Below are 16,054 nucleotides of genomic sequence, written 5' to 3' on the forward strand. Positions count from 1 at the left end.
GGTGGGAGCCCATCCGCGTACCTACTCATCTCGGGATCTGAGTACGGATACTCAGACCTGCGCACCGAACCCGCCCCGCGCCGTACGCCATCTGGCCTACGATCGCGTCCGTGTCCGTACTCCCTCTGGTGTTCACAAGCGGCTGGGCCAGCGGGATCAACGCCTACGCGGTGGTCCTGCTCCTCGGCATTTTCGGTACGACCGGTCTGAGCGACGAGGTGCCCGACGCCCTCCAGCGCACCGATGTCCTGGTGGTGGCCGGCGTGCTCTTCCTCTGCGAGGTGGTGGCGGACAAGGTCCCCTATGTGGACTCGGTCTGGGACTCGGTCCACACCGTCATCAGGCCGGTGGCCGGTGCCGTCGTGGCGGCGCTGCTGGCCGGTGACGACGGTTCGCTCCCGGAGCTCGCGGCGGCGGCGATCGGTGGTTCCACCGCGCTGATGAGCCACCTGGTGAAGGCCGGTACCAGGATGGCGGTCAACACCTCTCCCGAGCCGGTCAGCAACATCGTCATGAGCATCGTCGAGGACCTGGGCGTCGCCGGGATCATCACCTTCGCGATATTCCATCCGGTGGCGGCCGCGGTCATCGCGGGGACGCTGCTGCTGCTCGGCATCGTGATCGTGGCCTTCCTGTTCTCCAGGATCCGGCGCTTCCTGCGGCGCAGGAAACAGCGGCGGGAGGAACGGCGGCTGGCCCGGACGGGCTCGTACCCACCGCCGGGCTGACCGTCGGCGGTGGCCGTTAAGGTCACTGACATGGCACGTATTGCGGTGATCGGCGCCGGGATGGGCGCGATGGCGGCGGCCGCCCGGCTCGCCGTGGCAGGCCACCGGGTGACGGTGTACGAGCGGTCGGAGACCTTCGGCGGTTCGGTGGGCCGGTACGCCCGTGAGGGCTTCGTCTTCGACACCGGTCCGGCGCTGCTCCATCTGCCCGCCGTCTACCGCGACCTGTTCGTGAAGACGGGCAAGGAGCCGCTGGAGCGGTGCGTCGGGCTGTCACAGGTCGATCCGGCGAGCCGGCACCTGTTCGCGGACGGCACGGCGGTGTCGCTGCCGAACGCCTCGCGGGCCGGGGTGGTCTCCGCCCTGGACGCGGCGCTCGGCGGCGGCGCGGGCGCGGTGTGGGGCGGGTTCCTCGACCGGGCGCGCGACGCCTGGGACCGGTCGCGGCGTCCGCTGCTGGAGGAGCCGTTGCACCCCGACCGGCAGGTGTTCGGCCGCGATCCCTATCCGGCGCTCCGGCAGCGCCGGCTGCTGCGTTCCGCCCGGCAGGCGGGGACGGTGGCGGAGGTCGGCGCGTGGGAGCTGTCGGACCCCCGGCTGGCCGCGCTCCTCGACGGGTACGCCCTGTCGTACGGACTGGACCCGGTGCGCGCACCGGCGTCGGCGGCCCTGCTGCCGTACATGGAGGAGACGTTCGGCAGCTGGTACGTCTCCGGCGGCATCCGGGCCCTGGCGCAGGCGGTGTACGAGCGGTGCCTGGCCCGGCGGGTGGAGTTCGTCCTGGGGTGCGAGGTGGCCCGGGTCGTCGAGAAGGACGGCCGGGCGGCGGGGGTCGAGCTGGCGGACGGGACGGTCGCGGAGGCCGATCACGTGGTGCTGGGCGCCCGGCCCCGGCCCGGTCTGGTGCCGGGTCAGGAGTCCTGGCAGGACGAGGACGTGACGGCCCGGCGGGGTGCGGGGCAGGAGCTGGTGCCGGGCCGGTTCCTGGTGCTGCTCTCGCTGCGCGGCGCCCGGCCCGCGGACACCGTGCACCGGACGCTGGTGCACCCGGCGGACGGTGCGGCGGAGCGCGGGGCGGTGTTCGGCGGAGGGCTCGCCGAGCACCCCACGGTGACGGTGCTGCGCCCGGACGACCCGTCGACCCGCCCCGACGACGACCACGAGGCGGTGACGCTGATGGCGACGGTCGCCCCGCAGGGCCCGGTGGACTGGACGGACCCGGCGGTGCGCGGGCGGTGCGCGGAATCGCTGATCGGGGCCGCCGCCGCGGCCGTGCCCGGGATACGGGAGCGGCTGCTGCACGCCGAGGTGCGGACCCCGGCGGACACGGCGGCGCAGACCGGCGCGGAGGGCGGTTCGGTGCCCGCGCCCGTACTGGCCGGGGCGGGCGGCGCGTATCTGCGGCCGGGCAACCGCACCCGGCTGCCGGGGCTCTACGCCGCGGGCGGGTGGTCGCACCCGGGCGGCGGGCTCGCCCATGCGGGCATGTCGGGGGCCCTGGTCGCCGGGCTGATCGTGGAGGGGGACGGGTTCCGGGGCTCCCGGTGAGCGCCCGGGGGCCGTCCGGACCGCGGGGCCATCCGCCGCCGTCGGCTACGGCTACGGCTCCGGCTCCGGCTCCGGCTCCGGCTCAGTAGCGGTACTGCTGTTCGTCGTAGCCGCTGCCGTTGTTGTAGCCGTTCGGGGGCGGGGTGGGGTGGGCGGGCTGCTCCGGGGGCGTGACGGGGTACTGCTCGCCCTCGCGCTGCTGCGGCACCCAGACACCGCCGGGCGGGGTGTCGGCGTACGGCTGCTGGGCGTACGGCTCGGGGGCGTACTGCCGCTGCCCACCGAAGCTGTCGTAGTCGTTGCCGTTGGGGTAGCCGTCGTACGAGGAGTACCCCGCGGGGCCCCCGGCGGTGCCGGTCCCGATGTACGGGTCGGAGTACGCGGCGTACTGCTGCTGCGTGCCGTAGTCGTACTGCCCGGCGAGCGGGTCCTGGGCGGCGTACGCGTCCTGGCCCGGTGCGCCGTACGCGGCGGTGGGCTCGGCGTAGGAGTCGTACGGGGCGTACGGGGGCTGCTGCGGGAGGGGGGCGGACCGGTCGTCCTGGTGCCCCCGCCGGCCGTCGGAGTAGACGCCGTACTGCCCGGTGTCGTCCGGCATGGGCTCCGGCTCGTAGACCGCGGGGGCCTCGGCGGGCGGCGGCGGGGCCTGTCCGTTGTGCTCCAGCTCCAGGTCCGAGACCTGGAGCGTGGGTCCGCGGCCCTGCCGCCCCTCCCCGCTCCCGCCCCGGCGTCGCCGGCTCACGCCGGGGTTGCCCCCTATGGCCCAGCCGGTGGAGAAGCCCCGCCGGAAGGACAGCGTGACCTGGGTCTGCCCGGTCGCGAAGGCGATCGCGCCGAGGACGATGACGAGCACGGACGGGATGAGGACCCCGATGACCACGCAGGCGAAGCCCGCGAAGGCCAGCAGTCTCCAGCGAAGGCGCGCCTTGTACTGCAGGAGCACTTCACCGAGCAGCCACAGCGCGACGATTCCGAACGCGATGTAGAGGACCGTCCAGCCCATGCCCGCCCCCTCCTACGGCCACCGCCCCGGGTAGCGGCGGGTACGGCCGGTCACGACTGCTTGTGCAGTCCGAGATTCTCGTAGATTTCGAGCGTCGCCGTCGAGTTGTTGAGCGTGATGAAGTGCAGTCCGGGCACACCCTCGGATCGCAGCCTCGCGCAGAACCGCGTTGCGAAGTCGATTCCAATGGAGCGTACAGCGGCGGGATCGTCCTTGGCCGCGAGGATCCGTTCTTTCAGGGACGAGGGGAAGGACGCGTTGCTGAGCTGCGCGAATCTGTCCAGTTGTTTGACGCTGGTCAGCGGCATGACCTCGGGAATGATCGGGGTTTCGCAACCCGCGGCGACCACTCGGTCACGCATCCGCAGGTAATCCTCCGGGTCGAAGAACATCTGGGTGATCGCGTAGTCGGCGCCGGCCCGGCACTTGTCCACGAAATGCCGGATGTCGGTGTCCCAGTCGGTGGAACGCGGGTGCATCTCGGGAAATGCCGCGACGCCGACGCAGAAATCGCCGGATTCCTTGATGAGCCGGACGAGGTCCGCCGCGTACCGCACGCCCTGGGGGTGCTTGACCCACTCGCCCATCGGGTCGCCCGGCGGGTCCCCGCGCACGGCGAGGATGTTCCGGATCCCGGCGTCCGCGTACTGCCCGATCATGTTGCGCAGCTCGGCGACGGAGTGGTTGACCGCCGTGAGGTGGGCGACCGGGGTGAGGGTGGAGTCGGCCGCGATCTGCTGGGTGGCCCGCACCGTCCCGGCCCGGGTGGAACCGCCGGCCCCGTAGGTCACGGAGACGAAGCTCGGCCCCACCGCCTCGACCCGGCGCAGCGCGTTCCAGAGGTTCCGCTCGCCCCGCTCGGTCTTGGGAGCCCAGAACTCGAAGGAGTAGGAGGTCTTGCCGGTCGCGAGGAGTTCACGCACCGTACGTGCGTGATCCGTCCTGGTGGATGGTGTGCCAAGGGCCATACCGGCAGGTTAACCAGAGCCTGACGGCCATAGGACCGGACCAGGGCGAATTGCCCGAATTGACGGGTTGTTTGTCCATCCTTCGGACACCCGGGCCGGATCACGCCCCCGAACGTCCGTGTCCGGTCCGTTCCGGGCGTCCGTATCCGGTTCCGGTCCGGGCATCCGGCCCGGTCACGGGGCCGGCGGCCCGGCCGGGGTCACGCTCCGGCGCGCGCCCTGATCCGGCGGGCCAGCTCGGCGGTGGCGGCACCCGGGTCGGCGGCCTCGGTGATCGCCCGTACGACGACCACCCGGCGGGCCCCGGCGTCCAGCACCTCGTCGAGGTTGCCCGCGTCGATGCCGCCGATGGCGAACCAGGGGCGTGGCTGGTCGAGCGAGGCGGCGTACCGGACGAGGCCGAGACCGGGGGCGTGCCGTCCGGGTTTGGTCGGGGTGGGCCAGCAGGGGCCGGTGCAGAAGTAGTCCACGCCGGGCTCGGCGACGGCCGCGTCGACCTCGGACCCGGCGTGCGTGGAGCGGCCGATCAGCACGTCGTCGCCGAGGACGGCACGGGCCGCGGGCACCGGCAGGTCGCCCTGGCCGAGGTGCAGCACGTCGGAGCCGATGGCGTGGGCGACATCGGCCCGGTCGTTCACCGCGAGGAGCTTGCCGTGGCGTCGGCACGCGTCGGCGAACACGGCGAGGCGGTCGAGCTCCTCGGCCGCCTCCATGCCCTTGTCGCGCAGTTGGACGATGTCCACCCCGGCGGCGAGCACGGTGTCGAGGAAGGCGGGGAGGTCGCCCTGGCGCCTGCGGGCGTCCGTGCACAGGTAGAGCCGGGCTTCGGACAGCGCGGCGCGGAGCGTGGACATCGGTGCGGTTCCCCCCTGGGAGAGCGGTGCGGGGCAGGGGTGGGCGGCGCGGGACCGCGCCGCCCACCCGCTCGCACCGGGCCTGTGGTCAGACGGCGAGCGCCTGGGCGCGGCGCTTCACCTCCGTGCCGCGATTCTCGCTCAGGGCCTGGGCGGGGGTGCCCGGCAGGGTCGGGTCGGGGGTGAAGAGCCACTCCAGCATCTCTTCGTCGGTGTAGCCGTCGTCCTTCAGGAGCGTCAGGGTGCCGGAGAGGCCCTTGACCACCTTGGTGCCGTCGATGAAGGCGGCCGGCACCTGAAGTGCCCGGTTCTCACCACGGCGTACGGCGATCAGCTGGCCCTCCTTGACCAGCTGCCGCACACGCGTCACCTCGACATCGAGCATTTCGGCGATGTCGGGGAGGTGGAGCCAGGCAGGGACGAGAGCATCGATCTTTGCGTCAATCTCGGTCACGAGTACAAGCCTGCCATCCCGCACTGACAGCCGATACCCGGACTCGGCCCTTCAGGGCGTCGCGAACCGCTCCCCCGGCCCCTCGCCGCCCTCCCGCCGGCCCCTTCGACCCTTCCCCGTCCCGGGTGTCACGGGCTCCGCCGTCCGGCGCTTCCTCAGCCGCGGACCGCCGCCTTCAGCGGCACGGCGGGGTCGGCGGCCCGCTCCGGGTCGAGCGACGCCCCCGCCTCGATGAGTCTGCGCCCCTGCGCCAGGTCGCGCGGGCGGCCGACGGCGAGGACCGCGACCAGGACGCCGTCGCGCAGCCAGCACACCGACCAGGCGGGGTCCGCCGGGTCGCCGCGCCACAGCAGGGTGTCGGCGTTCCCGTGGTGGCCCACGTACTGCACGAACCGGTCGAACTGCTCGGACCAGAAGTACGGCACGGGGTCGTACGTCAGCGGCTCGGAGGCGCCGTCGGACGCCGCGCCGATGATGTTGGCGGCGGCGGTGCGCGGGCCCTGGAGGGCGTTGTCCCAGTGGTGGACGAGCAGGCGTTCGCCGTACCGGGCGGAGGGGAACGAGGCGCAGTCGCCGACCGCGTACACGTCGGGGGCCGAGGTGCGCAGCGCCCCGTCGGCGGTCACCGATCCGTCGGGGCCGAGCTCGATGCCGGAGCCGGCCAGCCAGCCGGTGGCGGGCCGTGCGCCGATCCCGACGACGACCGCCCCGGCCGGGAGCGTACGGCCGTCCGCGAGGACCACCCGGCCCGGTTCGACGCGGTCGACCCGGGCGCCGGTGAGGAGTTCGGCGCCGATCCCGGCGTACCAGTCGGCCATCGGGGCGGCGACCTCGGCGGGCATCGCGCCCGCGAGGGGGCGGTCGGCGGCCTCTACGACGGTGACCCCGCAGCCCGCGGCGCGGGCCGCGGTGGCGAACTCGGCGCCGATCCAGCCCGCGCCGACGACCACGACGTCCTGCCGTCCGTCGAGGACCGGGCGCAGCCGGGCCGCGTCGTCGAGGGTGCGCAGCAGGTGGACGCCGGGAACGCCCTCGGTGCCGGGCAGCACGACCGGTTCGGCGCCGGTCGCGATCACCAGGACGTCGTAGCCGACGGGGCCCGCGGGGGTGTCCAGTTCGTGGGCGTCCGGTCGTACGCCGGTGACCTCGACGCCCAGCCTCAGTTCGATGTCCAGCGCCTCGAAATCGACCTCGAAGGCGGAGTCCTCGGCCTTGCCGAGCAGCACCGCCTTGGACAACGGGGGCCGGTCGTAGGGCTGGTGGGGTTCGGCACCGATCAGGGTGACGGGACCGGTGAAGCCCTGTTCCCGCAGGGCCACCGCGGTCTGCACGCCCGCCATGCCCGCGCCCACGACGACGACGCGGCGCCCCGGCCGCCGGTCCGGCTGCTCTGCCTGCTGCTGATCGCTCACCCGTACACCATAAGCACCTGACATTTCGTCAGGAAGAGGGGATCTCCTCGACCGTGCTCGTCCCGCAGCCCTCCTGCGACTCCCATGCCCATCGCTCCTCCAGCCGGACCCGGCCGTCCGCGAGGTCCACGACGGTGGAGACGCAGTGGCCGCCGGAGGTCGTCCCGTCCTGCTTCAGCTGGACGTACCTGAAGTCGAGGACGTCACCGTCCCGGGTGCCGACGAGGTGGCCGCGAACCACGTCGCCGCCCGCGTAGTCGGCCCAGATCCGGCCGTCCCGCTCGTGGTACGCGAAGCGGGTGCGGGTGCCGACCTGGCCCGGGGCCTGGTCGGCGACCGGGGCGAGGACGAGTCCGTCGAGCGAACGGGCCACGATGACTGCTCCCTTACTGGGCCGGGACGGCGGGGTTTAGGGTGGCCAACGTAAGTCACACGCGGGAGCCCGGACGCACCGGGCTGAGAGGGAGGCTGGGCGGCCTCCGACCGTACGAACCTGATCCGGGTCATGCCGGCGAAGGGAGGGGCTGGACGCCCATGCGTTCTTCCGGAAACTGGAAGGGATCCGACGTCCTCGTCATCGGGGGCGGGATCATCGGTCTGGTGACCGCCTGGCGGGCCGCGCAGCGCGGACTGCGCACCGCGGTGGCCGATCCCGAACCGGGCGGCGGGGCCGCCCGGGTGGCGGCCGGCATGCTGGCCGCCGTCACCGAACTCCACTACGGCGAGGAGCTGTTGCTCGCTCTCAACGTCGCCTCGGCCGCCCGCTACCCGGCCTTCGTGGCCGAGCTGGAGGAGGCGAGCGGGCGGGAAACCGGCTTTCGCACCTGCGGCACCCTGGCCGTCGCCCTGGACGCCGACGACCGTGCCCATCTGCGGGAGCTGCACGCCCTCCAGCAGCGGTCCGGGCTGGTGTCCCAGTGGCTCACCGGGCGCGAGTGCCGTCGGCTGGAGCCGATGCTGGCGCCGGGTGTCCGGGGCGGGCTGCGGGTCGACGGCGACCACCAGATCGATCCCCGCCGGCTGGCCGCCGCCCTGCTGACCGCCTGCGAGCGGGCCGGGGTGGCCTTCCACCGCGAACGGGTGGAGCGCCTGACGGTGCGGGGCGGCCGGGCCGCCGGGGCGGTGCTCGACGGGGGCGGGGAACTGGCGGCCGACCAGGTCGTGCTCGCCGCGGGCAGTCTCAGCGGCCGGCTCCCGGGGCTGCCGGACGAGGTCGTGCCGCCGGTCCGGCCGGTCAAGGGGCAGGTGCTCCGGCTGACCGTGCCCGCCCCGTACGCGCCCTTCCTCAGCCGGACGGTGCGGGCCGTGGTCCGGGGCAGCCACGTCTACCTGGTCCCGCGCGAGAACGGCGAGCTGGTCGTCGGCGCCACCAGCGAGGAGCTGGGCTGGGACACCACCGTCACCGCGGGCGGCGTCTACGAACTGCTGCGGGACGCCCACGAGCTGGTCCCCGGCATCACCGAGCTGCCGCTCACCGAGGCCCTGGCCGGTCTGCGCCCCACCTCCCCCGACAACGCCCCGCTGCTGGGCCCCACCGCCCTGCCCGGTCTGCATCTCGCCACCGGCCACCACCGCAACGGGGTGCTGCTCACCCCCGTCACCGGCGAGGTCATGGCGGAGTTCCTCACCGGCGGCGAACCGCCCGAGCAGGCCCGCCCCTTCACCCCGCACCGGTTCCCGTCCGCCGCCGCCCCCGTACGTCAGGAGCAGCCCGCATGACCGACTCCGCATCCCGTCCCGGCCCCGGGACGTCTTCCGGGCCCGCCGCCCTCTCCGTGTCCGTGAACGGCGAGGTCCGCTTCCTCGCCGCGGGCACCGCCCTGGACGCCCTGGTCGCCACCCTCACCGCCGCGGGCTCCGGGGTGGCCGCCGCCGTCAACGAGACCGTCGTGCCGCGGGGCCGGTGGTCCGCCCTCGTGCTGGCCGACGGCGACCGCGTCGAGATCCTGACCGCGGTCCAGGGGGGCTGACAGTGTCCGACGACCTCTTCACCCTCGGCGGCACCGACTTCGGCTCCCGGCTGATCATGGGGACGGGCGGGGCGGCCGGCCTCGACGTGCTGGAGCGTTCGCTGATCGCCTCCGGCACCGAGCTGACCACCGTCGCGATGCGCCGCCTCGACCCGACCGTGCGGGGCTCGGTGCTCTCCGTCCTGGAGCGGCTCGCCATCCGCGTGCTGCCGAACACGGCGGGCTGCTTCACCGCGGGCGAGGCGGTGCTGACCGCCCGGCTGGCCCGCGAGGCCCTCGGCACCGACTGGATCAAGCTGGAGGTGGTGGCCGACGAGCGGACCCTGCTGCCCGACCCGATCGAGCTGCTGGACGCCGCGGAGATCCTGGTGGACGACGGCTTCACCGTACTGCCGTACACCAATGACGACCCGGTGCTGGCGCGCAGGCTCCAGGACGTGGGCTGCGCCGCGGTCATGCCGCTGGGCTCCCCGATCGGCTCCGGCCTCGGCATCCGCAATCCGCACAACTTCCGGCTGATCGTCGAGCAGGCCCGGGTGCCGGTGATCCTCGACGCGGGTGCCGGGACGGCCTCGGACGCGGCGCTCGCGATGGAGCTGGGCTGCGCGGCGGTGATGCTGGCGTCCGCGGTGACCCGGGCCCAGGAGCCCGAGCTGATGGCCTCGGCGATGCGGCACGCGGTGGCGGGCGGGCGCCTGGCGTACCGGGCGGGCCGGATTCCGCGCCGCCACTTCGCCGAGGCGTCGTCGCCGGTGGAGGGGCGCGCCCGGCTGGATCCGGAGCGCCCGGCCTTCTGAGCCGCCGGGACGAGCTGCGGTTCATGTCCCTGTCACGGCTCGGCTGCAGTACGGCCCCGGGTCCGCCCCGGGCCGTGAGCCGGGTCCGTGGCGGCTCGTAGACTCGCCTGCGTGGATACGACCCTCCAGGACCCTCTCGTCGGGCAGCTGCTCGACGGCCGCTACCGCGTCGATGCCCGCATCGCCGTGGGCGGCATGGCCACGGTCTACCGGGCCGTGGACACCCGGCTCGACCGGGTTCTCGCCCTCAAGGTGATGCATCCGGCGCTGGCGACCGACGCCACGTTCGTCGAGCGCTTCATCCGCGAGGCCAAGTCCGTGGCCCGCCTCGCGCACCCGAACGTAGTCGCCGTCTTCGACCAGGGCGCGCAGGGGCAGTACGTCTATCTGGCGATGGAGTACGTGGCGGGCTGCACCCTGCGCGACGTGCTGCGCAACCGGGGCGCGCTGCAGCCGAGGGCCGCGCTGGACATCCTGGAGCCGGTCCTGGCCGCCCTCGGCGCCGCGCACCGGGCGGGTTTCGTGCACCGCGACATGAAGCCGGAGAACGTCCTGATAGGGGACGACGGCCGGGTCAAGGTCGCCGACTTCGGACTCGTGCGGGCGGTGGGCTCCGTCACCAACACCACCGGGTCCGTCCTGGGCACGGTCTCCTACCTCGCCCCCGAGCAGATAGAGCACGGCACGGCGGACACCCGTACCGACGTGTACGCCTGCGGCGTCGTCCTGTACGAGATGCTGACCGGTTCCAAGCCGCACGGCGGTGAGACCCCCGCCCAGGTCATCTACCAGCACCTCAACGAGGACGTCCCGCCGCCGTCGGCCGTCGTCCCCGGGCTCCCGGAGGAACTCGACGGGCTGGTGGCCGCCGCCACCGCCCGCGACCCCGAGGCCCGCCCGTTCGACGCGGTGGCCCTGCTGGCCCGGACCCGCGAGGCGCGCGCCGGACTCACCGACGCCCAGCTGGACGCCGTACCGCCGCAGGCCACCGCCGATGCGCACGACGCCACCGAGGACCGCACCAGCGTGATCCCGCGGCTGCTCCCGGCCGACCAGGGCGTCTCGCACCACACCAGCCGGCTGGAGATGCCCCCGCCGGAGCCCGCGCGGCCCGCGGCACGGGACCGGCGCCGCGGCGGCCCGCCGCGCTCCGTCCTCGTCGCGGTCGTCGCCGTGCTGCTGGCGCTGGGGATCGGCACCGGCGTCTGGTACATCAACTCGGGGCAGTTCACCCGGGTCCCCGCGCTGCTCGGCCAGACCCAGAAGAACGCCGAGAAGCGGCTCGCGGACGCCGGTCTGGACGTCAAGACCGTCGAGCGGGGCTACAGCGACACCGTGGAGCGCGGCAAGGTCATCAGCAGCGAACCCGAGCCCGGGGCCCGCATCAGGGGCAACGACTCGGTGACCCTCGTCGTCTCGCGGGGGCCGGAGATCGTGAAGGTGCCCGAGCTCCGGGGTCTCTCGCTGGCCGACGCCAGGAAGGAACTGAAGAAGGTCGGCCTGGTGCCGGGCATGGTCACCAAGGAGTTCAGCGAGGACATCGTGCGGGGGGATGTGATCCGCACGGATCCCGGCGCGAACACCGGGCGCCACCCGGACTCCGCGGTCGCCCTCGTCCTCAGCAAGGGCACCCCGGTCGACGTCCCCGACGTCACCGGGCTGTCCGTGGAGGACGCCACCGCGGCCCTGGAGGAGGAGGGCCTGAAGGCCGAGGTGCTCCCCGACCGGGTGAACTCCCCCGAGGTCGCGGGCGACATCGCCCGCCAGTCGCCGGGCGAGGGCGCGGAGGCGGCCGAGGGCGACACCATCACGCTCACGGTCTCCAAGGGCCCCCGGATGATCGACGTCCCGGAGGTCACCGGGAAGGACGTCGACGAGGCCACGGCCGAACTGGAGGACGCGGGCTTCGAGGTCAAGGTCGACCGCCCGTTCCTCTCGTTCAGCGACACCGTCGCGAGCCAGTCCGTCGACGGGGGCGAACAGGCCCCCGAGGGCAGCACCATCACCATCAAGACCAAGGGACTCTGAGATCCACATGCGCAACCCAGTCGGCGGCCACGTCCCGGTGGCCGGCGGCCTCGCCAAGGTCGGCCTCCCCTACGCCCGGGAGATGGGGGCGGAGGCCGTCCAGGTCTTCGTCGCCAACCCGCGCGGCTGGGCGACCCCGGTCGGCGACCCCGTCCAGGACGAACGGTTCCGGGAGGGGTGCGCCGAGCGGTCCGTACCGGCGTACGTCCATGCCCCGTATCTGATCAACTTCGGGTCGCACACGGAGGCGACGGTCGAGAAGTCCGTCCTGTCGCTGCGCCATTCGCTGCGCCGGGCGCGGGAGATCGGCGCCCTGGGCGTCGTGGTGCACACCGGCTCGGCGACCGGCGGCCGGCCGCGCGAACAGGCCCTGGCCCAGGTCCGCACCCACATGCGACCGCTGCTGGACGAGCTGACCCACGACGACGACCCGTACCTGCTGCTGGAGTCGACCGCCGGGCAGGGGTTCTCGCTCTGCTCCCGGACCTGGGACTTCGGGCCGTACTTCGAGGCGCTCGACGCCCACCCCAAGCTCGGCGTCTGCCTCGACACCTGTCACATCTACGCGGCGGGCCACGACCTGGCGGGGCCCGCGGGCATGCGGCAGACCCTGGACCTGTTGGTGGAGACGGTCGGCGAGGGACGGCTGAAACTGATCCACGCCAATGACTCCAAGGACGTGGTCGGGGCCCACAAGGACCGGCACGAGAACATCGGTTCCGGCCACATCGGCGAGGAGCCCTTCCGCGAGCTGTTCCGCCACCCGGCGACCGCCGGTGTGCCCCTGATCATCGAGACGCCCGGCGGCAAGGAGGGGCACGCGGCGGACGTGGCCCGGCTGAAGAAGCTGCGCGACACCGACTGAGCCGGGCCTCCTCCCGGGGCGTGGCCGCGGCCCCGGGGCCGCCCGGTCAGAGCTCGGGGCCGTCCCCGGGTTCCTCCTGGTAGGAGTACCGCTGCTCGCGCCACGGGTCACCGATGTTGTGGTAGCCGCGCTCCTCCCAGAAGCCGCGGCGGTCGGCCGTCATGTACTCGACGCCCCGGACCCACTTGGGCCCCTTCCAGGCGTAGAGGTGCGGCACGACGAGGCGGAGCGGGAAACCGTGCTCCGCGGTGAGCAGTTCCCCGCCCTTGTGGGTGGCGAAAAGTGTTCGGTCCGAGGCGAAGTCGGCGAGCCTCAGGTTCGAGCTGAAGCCGTACTCGGCCCACACCATCACATGAGTGACGTTCGGTGCCGGGGGCGCGAGTTCCAGGACCGTACGGGCCAGGACCCCGCCCCATTCGGCGCCCAGCATGCTGAATTTGGTGACGCAGTGCAGGTCGGCGACGACCGAGGCGAACGGCAGCTCCGAGAACTCCTGGTGGTTCCAGCAGTGCTTCTCGCCGTCCGCCGTGGCCCCGAAGACCCGGAACTCCCAGCGCTCGGGCCGGAACTTGGGAACGGGCCCGTAGTGGGTGACCGGCCAGCCTCGCTGGAGTCGTTGTCCCGGTGGAAGCTCGGACTGCTCTGACGCGCGGTGTTCCCGGCTTTCCGGCTGACCCATGCCTCCATGGTGACAGACAGGCAGGGGTGGTCCCGACCAAGGAGGGGGCGATTCGGACAACTCATAGTAAGCCTGTACTTACTGGACGGTTACGGGACGCAATGCGAGGATGCGGCCAACTTGCCCGTTTTCATCGGTTGGAAGGAGCCTCTGCGATGCAGGGCGACCCCGAGGTCCTCGAGTTCCTGAACGAGCAGCTGACCGCAGAGCTGACCGCCATCAATCAGTACTTCCTGCACGCGAAGATGCAGGACAACTTCGGCTGGACGAAGCTCGCGAAGTACACCCGCTCGGAGTCGTTCGACGAGATGAAGCATGCGGAGGTGCTCACGGACCGCATCCTCTTCCTCGATGGGCTGCCCAACTACCAGCGGCTGTTCCACGTCAGGGTGGGCCAGACCGTCACCGAGATGTTCCAGGCCGACCGCCAGGTCGAGGTGGAGGCGATCGACCGCCTCAAGCGCGGCATCGAGCTGATGCGCGCCAAGGGCGACATCACGTCGGCGAACATCTTCGAGTCGATCCTGGAGGACGAGGAGCACCACATCGACTACCTCGACACCCAGCTGGAACTGGTCGAGAAGCTCGGTGAGCCGCTGTACATCGCCCAGCTGATCGAGCAGCCGGACAGCTGATCCGGACCGGAGGGTCAGGCCGCTTCGGGGAGCCGGATGCCGGGTGCGGCGTCGGGCCTCGCACCCGGGACGGTGCCGGGGGCGACGGTCCGGTCGTCGGTCCCGGGGACGGCTGCGGTGGCCGGGACGTCGTCGTCCGCGGCGCCGGACGCCCGGTTCCGGGCCGGTGCCTCGCGCCGAGGGCAACTGCCCCGGCCCAGCATGGCCTGGATGGCGCGGACGCAGCCGCCGCAGTCGGTGCCCGCCTTGCAGGCGGAGGCTATCTGCCGGGGCGTGCAGGCCCCGGCGTCCGCGTGCTCCTTGACCTGCTTCTCCGTGATGCCGAAGCACGAGCAGACGTACACGCGGTTCACCTCCCGGCGGGATCGGTCGTTCGCCGCCTCCCCGTTGAATGGTGAGGCGAACCTAACCTTACCTGGCGCGAGAAGGCGTTGAAACCCTCCGAACGGCCCGTGGGGCACGGATCACATCGATCCGTGCCCCACAGTCATACGCCTGCCACCTGCGGTGATGCCTACTGGTCCCGGTACATCTCGGCGACCAGGAACGCCAGGTCGAGGGACTGGCTGCGGTTGAGCCGCGGGTCGCAGGCCGTCTCGTAGCGCTGGTGCAGATCGTCCACGAAGATCTCGTGTCCGCCGCCGACGCACTCGGTGACGTCGTCGCCGGTGAGCTCGACGTGGATGCCGCCCGGGTGGGTGCCGAGGGCCTTGTGGACCTCGAAGAAGCCCTTGACCTCGTCCAGGACGTCGTCGAAGCGACGGGTCTTGTGGCCGGAGGCGGCCTCGAAGGTGTTGCCGTGCATCGGGTCGGTCACCCAGGCCACGGCGGCGCCGGACGCGGTCACCTTCTCGACCAGGGCCGGGAGCTTGTCACGGACCTTGTCGGCGCCCATGCGGACGATGAAGGTCAGCCGGCCGGGCTCGCGCTCGGGGTCGAGGCGTTCGACGTAGCCGAGCGCCTCGTCGACGGTGGTCGTCGGGCCGAGCTTGATGCCGATGGGGTTGCGGATCTTCGAGGCGAACTCGATGTGCGCGCCGTCCATCTGGCGGGTGCGCTCACCGATCCAGATCATGTGGCCGGAGGTGTCGTACAGCTCGCCGGTGCGCGAGTCGGTGCGGGTCAGCGCCGACTCGTAGTCCAGCAGCAGGCCCTCGTGGGAGGCGTAGAACTCGACCGCCTTGAACTCGGACGGGTCCGTGCCGCACGCCTTCATGAAGTTCAGCGCGTTGTCGATCTCGCGGGCGAGCGCCTCGTAGCGCTGGCCGGACGGGGACGACTTCACGAAGTCCTGGTTCCAGGCGTGCACCTGGCGCAGGTCGGCGTAACCACCGGTGGTGAAGGCGCGGACCAGGTTCAGCGTGGACGCGGAGGCGTGGTACATCCGCTTCAGGCGCTCCGGGTCCGGGACCCGGTCCTTCTCGGTGAAGGCGAAGCCGTTGACGGAGTCGCCCCGGTAGGTCGGCAGGGTGACGCCGTCGCGGGTCTCGGTCGGCTTGGAGCGCGGCTTGGAGTACTGCCCGGCGATCCGGCCCACCTTCACCACGGGCACGGAGGCCGCGTAGGTCAGGACGGCACTCATCTGGAGCAGCGTCTTCAGCTTGGCCCGGATGTGGTCGGCCGACACGGCGTCGAATGCCTCGGCGCAGTCGCCGCCCTGCAACAGGAACGCCTCGCCCTTGGCGACGGCTCCCATACGGGCGCGCAGCTGGTCGCATTCGCCCGCGAAGACGAGCGGCGGATACGACGCGAGGTCCGCGATCACATCGCGCAGAGCCTCGGCATCGGGGTACTCGGGCTGCTGCGCCGCGGGAAGGTCTTGCCAGGTGTTGCCACCGGCGACGGAGGTATTGGCGTTCACGGTCACGTCCCCAACACTACGGGGTCCGGCCGGGCGTCCATCCGAAAGCTCAATAGGTGAGACACGCGCGTCCCGACGGCTTCGGCGTCCGCTAGGGTTCGGGACATGTTCGCGCAGAAGAACCAGAACTGGTGGTGGACCGCTCGTCCGGCGGCCCACTGATCGATCGCGCGACAGACCACGCGAAGGCCGCCCGAGGGGCGGCCTTCTCCGTGTTCCGGGGAGCCGTTCCTCCGATGGAAGGAACGACCC

18 protein-coding genes and 1 riboswitch are annotated in these 16,054 nt (G+C 72.4%); of the genes, 9 read left to right on the forward strand and 9 right to left on the reverse strand.

Annotated features, from left to right (window positions below):
• Positions 1–110 precede the first annotated feature (110 nt).
• Both ACFYW1_RS06375 and ACFYW1_RS06380 read left to right on the forward strand, forming a co-directional pair.
• On the forward strand, positions 111–728 hold the full coding sequence (locus tag ACFYW1_RS06375) for a DUF4126 domain-containing protein (protein WP_388987827.1): 618 nt from the start codon (positions 111–113) through the stop codon (positions 726–728).
• Between the two features lie 30 nt (positions 729–758).
• Positions 759–2,276, forward strand: coding sequence for a phytoene desaturase family protein (locus tag ACFYW1_RS06380; protein WP_388987830.1), 1,518 nt, complete (start codon positions 759–761; stop codon positions 2,274–2,276).
• An 82-nt stretch (positions 2,277–2,358) separates the two neighbouring features.
• On the opposite strand, the gene ACFYW1_RS06385 is transcribed toward ACFYW1_RS06380, so the two are convergent.
• The 6 genes from ACFYW1_RS06385 to ACFYW1_RS06410 form a co-directional block, all read right to left on the reverse strand.
• The gene (locus tag ACFYW1_RS06385) at positions 2,359–3,279 is read right to left on the reverse strand and encodes a hypothetical protein (RefSeq protein WP_388987832.1); all 921 of its coding nucleotides are present in this window, start codon (positions 3,277–3,279) and stop codon (positions 2,359–2,361) included.
• 50 nt (positions 3,280–3,329) lie between these two features.
• Complete coding sequence (gene metF / locus ACFYW1_RS06390; RefSeq protein ID WP_388987835.1) at positions 3,330–4,247, reverse strand: methylenetetrahydrofolate reductase [NAD(P)H]; 918 nt, start codon at positions 4,245–4,247, stop codon at positions 3,330–3,332.
• 200 nt (positions 4,248–4,447) lie between these two features.
• Positions 4,448–5,101: a thiamine phosphate synthase gene (gene thiE, locus ACFYW1_RS06395; RefSeq protein WP_388987838.1), complete on the reverse strand. Its 654-nt coding sequence runs from the start codon at positions 5,099–5,101 to the stop codon at positions 4,448–4,450.
• 88 nt (positions 5,102–5,189) lie between these two features.
• Complete coding sequence (locus tag ACFYW1_RS06400; protein WP_388987841.1) at positions 5,190–5,555, reverse strand: Rv2175c family DNA-binding protein; 366 nt, start codon at positions 5,553–5,555, stop codon at positions 5,190–5,192.
• A 155-nt stretch (positions 5,556–5,710) separates the two neighbouring features.
• Entirely contained in the window at positions 5,711–6,967 is a 1,257-nt protein-coding gene (locus tag ACFYW1_RS06405; protein ID WP_388987844.1) for an NAD(P)/FAD-dependent oxidoreductase, read from the reverse strand.
• Between the two features lie 28 nt (positions 6,968–6,995).
• A complete protein-coding gene (locus ACFYW1_RS06410; RefSeq protein ID WP_388987847.1) occupies positions 6,996–7,340 on the reverse strand; it encodes a hypothetical protein in 345 nt (114 codons plus the stop codon).
• Positions 7,341–7,391: 51 nt separating this feature from the next.
• A riboswitch (TPP riboswitch) is annotated at positions 7,392–7,504 on the forward strand.
• Here ACFYW1_RS06410 and thiO point away from each other — a divergent pair.
• From thiO to ACFYW1_RS06435, 5 genes are all read left to right on the forward strand, one after another.
• A complete protein-coding gene (thiO, locus tag ACFYW1_RS06415; RefSeq protein WP_388987849.1) occupies positions 7,502–8,686 on the forward strand; it encodes a glycine oxidase ThiO in 1,185 nt (394 codons plus the stop codon). Its footprint overlaps the riboswitch before it by 3 nt.
• Positions 8,683–8,937 (forward strand): sulfur carrier protein ThiS, encoded by a 255-nt coding sequence (gene thiS, locus ACFYW1_RS06420; protein ID WP_388987851.1) that lies wholly within the window; start codon positions 8,683–8,685, stop codon positions 8,935–8,937. Before thiO ends, thiS begins: the two co-directional genes overlap by 4 nt.
• A gap of 2 nt (positions 8,938–8,939) precedes the next feature.
• Entirely contained in the window at positions 8,940–9,734 is a 795-nt protein-coding gene (locus ACFYW1_RS06425; protein WP_388987854.1) for a thiazole synthase, read from the forward strand.
• 111 nt (positions 9,735–9,845) lie between these two features.
• On the forward strand, positions 9,846–11,762 hold the full coding sequence (gene pknB / locus ACFYW1_RS06430; RefSeq protein WP_388987857.1) for a Stk1 family PASTA domain-containing Ser/Thr kinase: 1,917 nt from the start codon (positions 9,846–9,848) through the stop codon (positions 11,760–11,762).
• Positions 11,763–11,769: 7 nt separating this feature from the next.
• Positions 11,770–12,627, forward strand: coding sequence for a deoxyribonuclease IV (locus ACFYW1_RS06435; RefSeq protein ID WP_388987859.1), 858 nt, complete (start codon positions 11,770–11,772; stop codon positions 12,625–12,627).
• Between the two features lie 46 nt (positions 12,628–12,673).
• Here ACFYW1_RS06435 and ACFYW1_RS06440 read toward each other — a convergent pair whose 3' ends face one another.
• A complete protein-coding gene (locus tag ACFYW1_RS06440) occupies positions 12,674–13,306 on the reverse strand; it encodes a sulfite oxidase-like oxidoreductase (protein WP_388987862.1) in 633 nt (210 codons plus the stop codon).
• Positions 13,307–13,461: 155 nt separating this feature from the next.
• Between ACFYW1_RS06440 and bfr the strand changes: the two genes are divergently transcribed.
• Positions 13,462–13,941 carry a bacterioferritin gene (gene bfr, locus ACFYW1_RS06445; protein ID WP_388987865.1) on the forward strand — a complete coding sequence of 160 codons (480 nt, stop codon included), beginning with the start codon at positions 13,462–13,464 and terminating at the stop codon, positions 13,939–13,941.
• Positions 13,942–13,955: 14 nt separating this feature from the next.
• Here bfr and ACFYW1_RS06450 read toward each other — a convergent pair whose 3' ends face one another.
• Together ACFYW1_RS06450 and ACFYW1_RS06455 are read right to left on the reverse strand one after the other, a co-directional pair.
• Positions 13,956–14,285, reverse strand: a complete 330-nt coding sequence (locus ACFYW1_RS06450) for a bacterioferritin-associated ferredoxin (RefSeq protein ID WP_388987868.1) — start codon at positions 14,283–14,285, stop codon at positions 13,956–13,958.
• Between the two features lie 170 nt (positions 14,286–14,455).
• A complete protein-coding gene (locus tag ACFYW1_RS06455) occupies positions 14,456–15,802 on the reverse strand; it encodes a class II 3-deoxy-7-phosphoheptulonate synthase (protein WP_388987871.1) in 1,347 nt (448 codons plus the stop codon).
• Positions 15,803–15,907: 105 nt separating this feature from the next.
• On the opposite strand from ACFYW1_RS06455, the gene ACFYW1_RS06460 reads away from it, so the two are divergent.
• Positions 15,908–15,964, forward strand: a complete 57-nt coding sequence (locus ACFYW1_RS06460; protein WP_388988175.1) for a trp operon leader peptide — start codon at positions 15,908–15,910, stop codon at positions 15,962–15,964.
• Positions 15,965–16,054: the final 90 nt, after the last annotated feature.

Origin of the sequence: Streptomyces sp. NPDC002669, from assembly GCF_042889165.1 — a bacterium.
Lineage (GTDB): Bacteria > Actinomycetota > Actinomycetes > Streptomycetales > Streptomycetaceae > Streptomyces.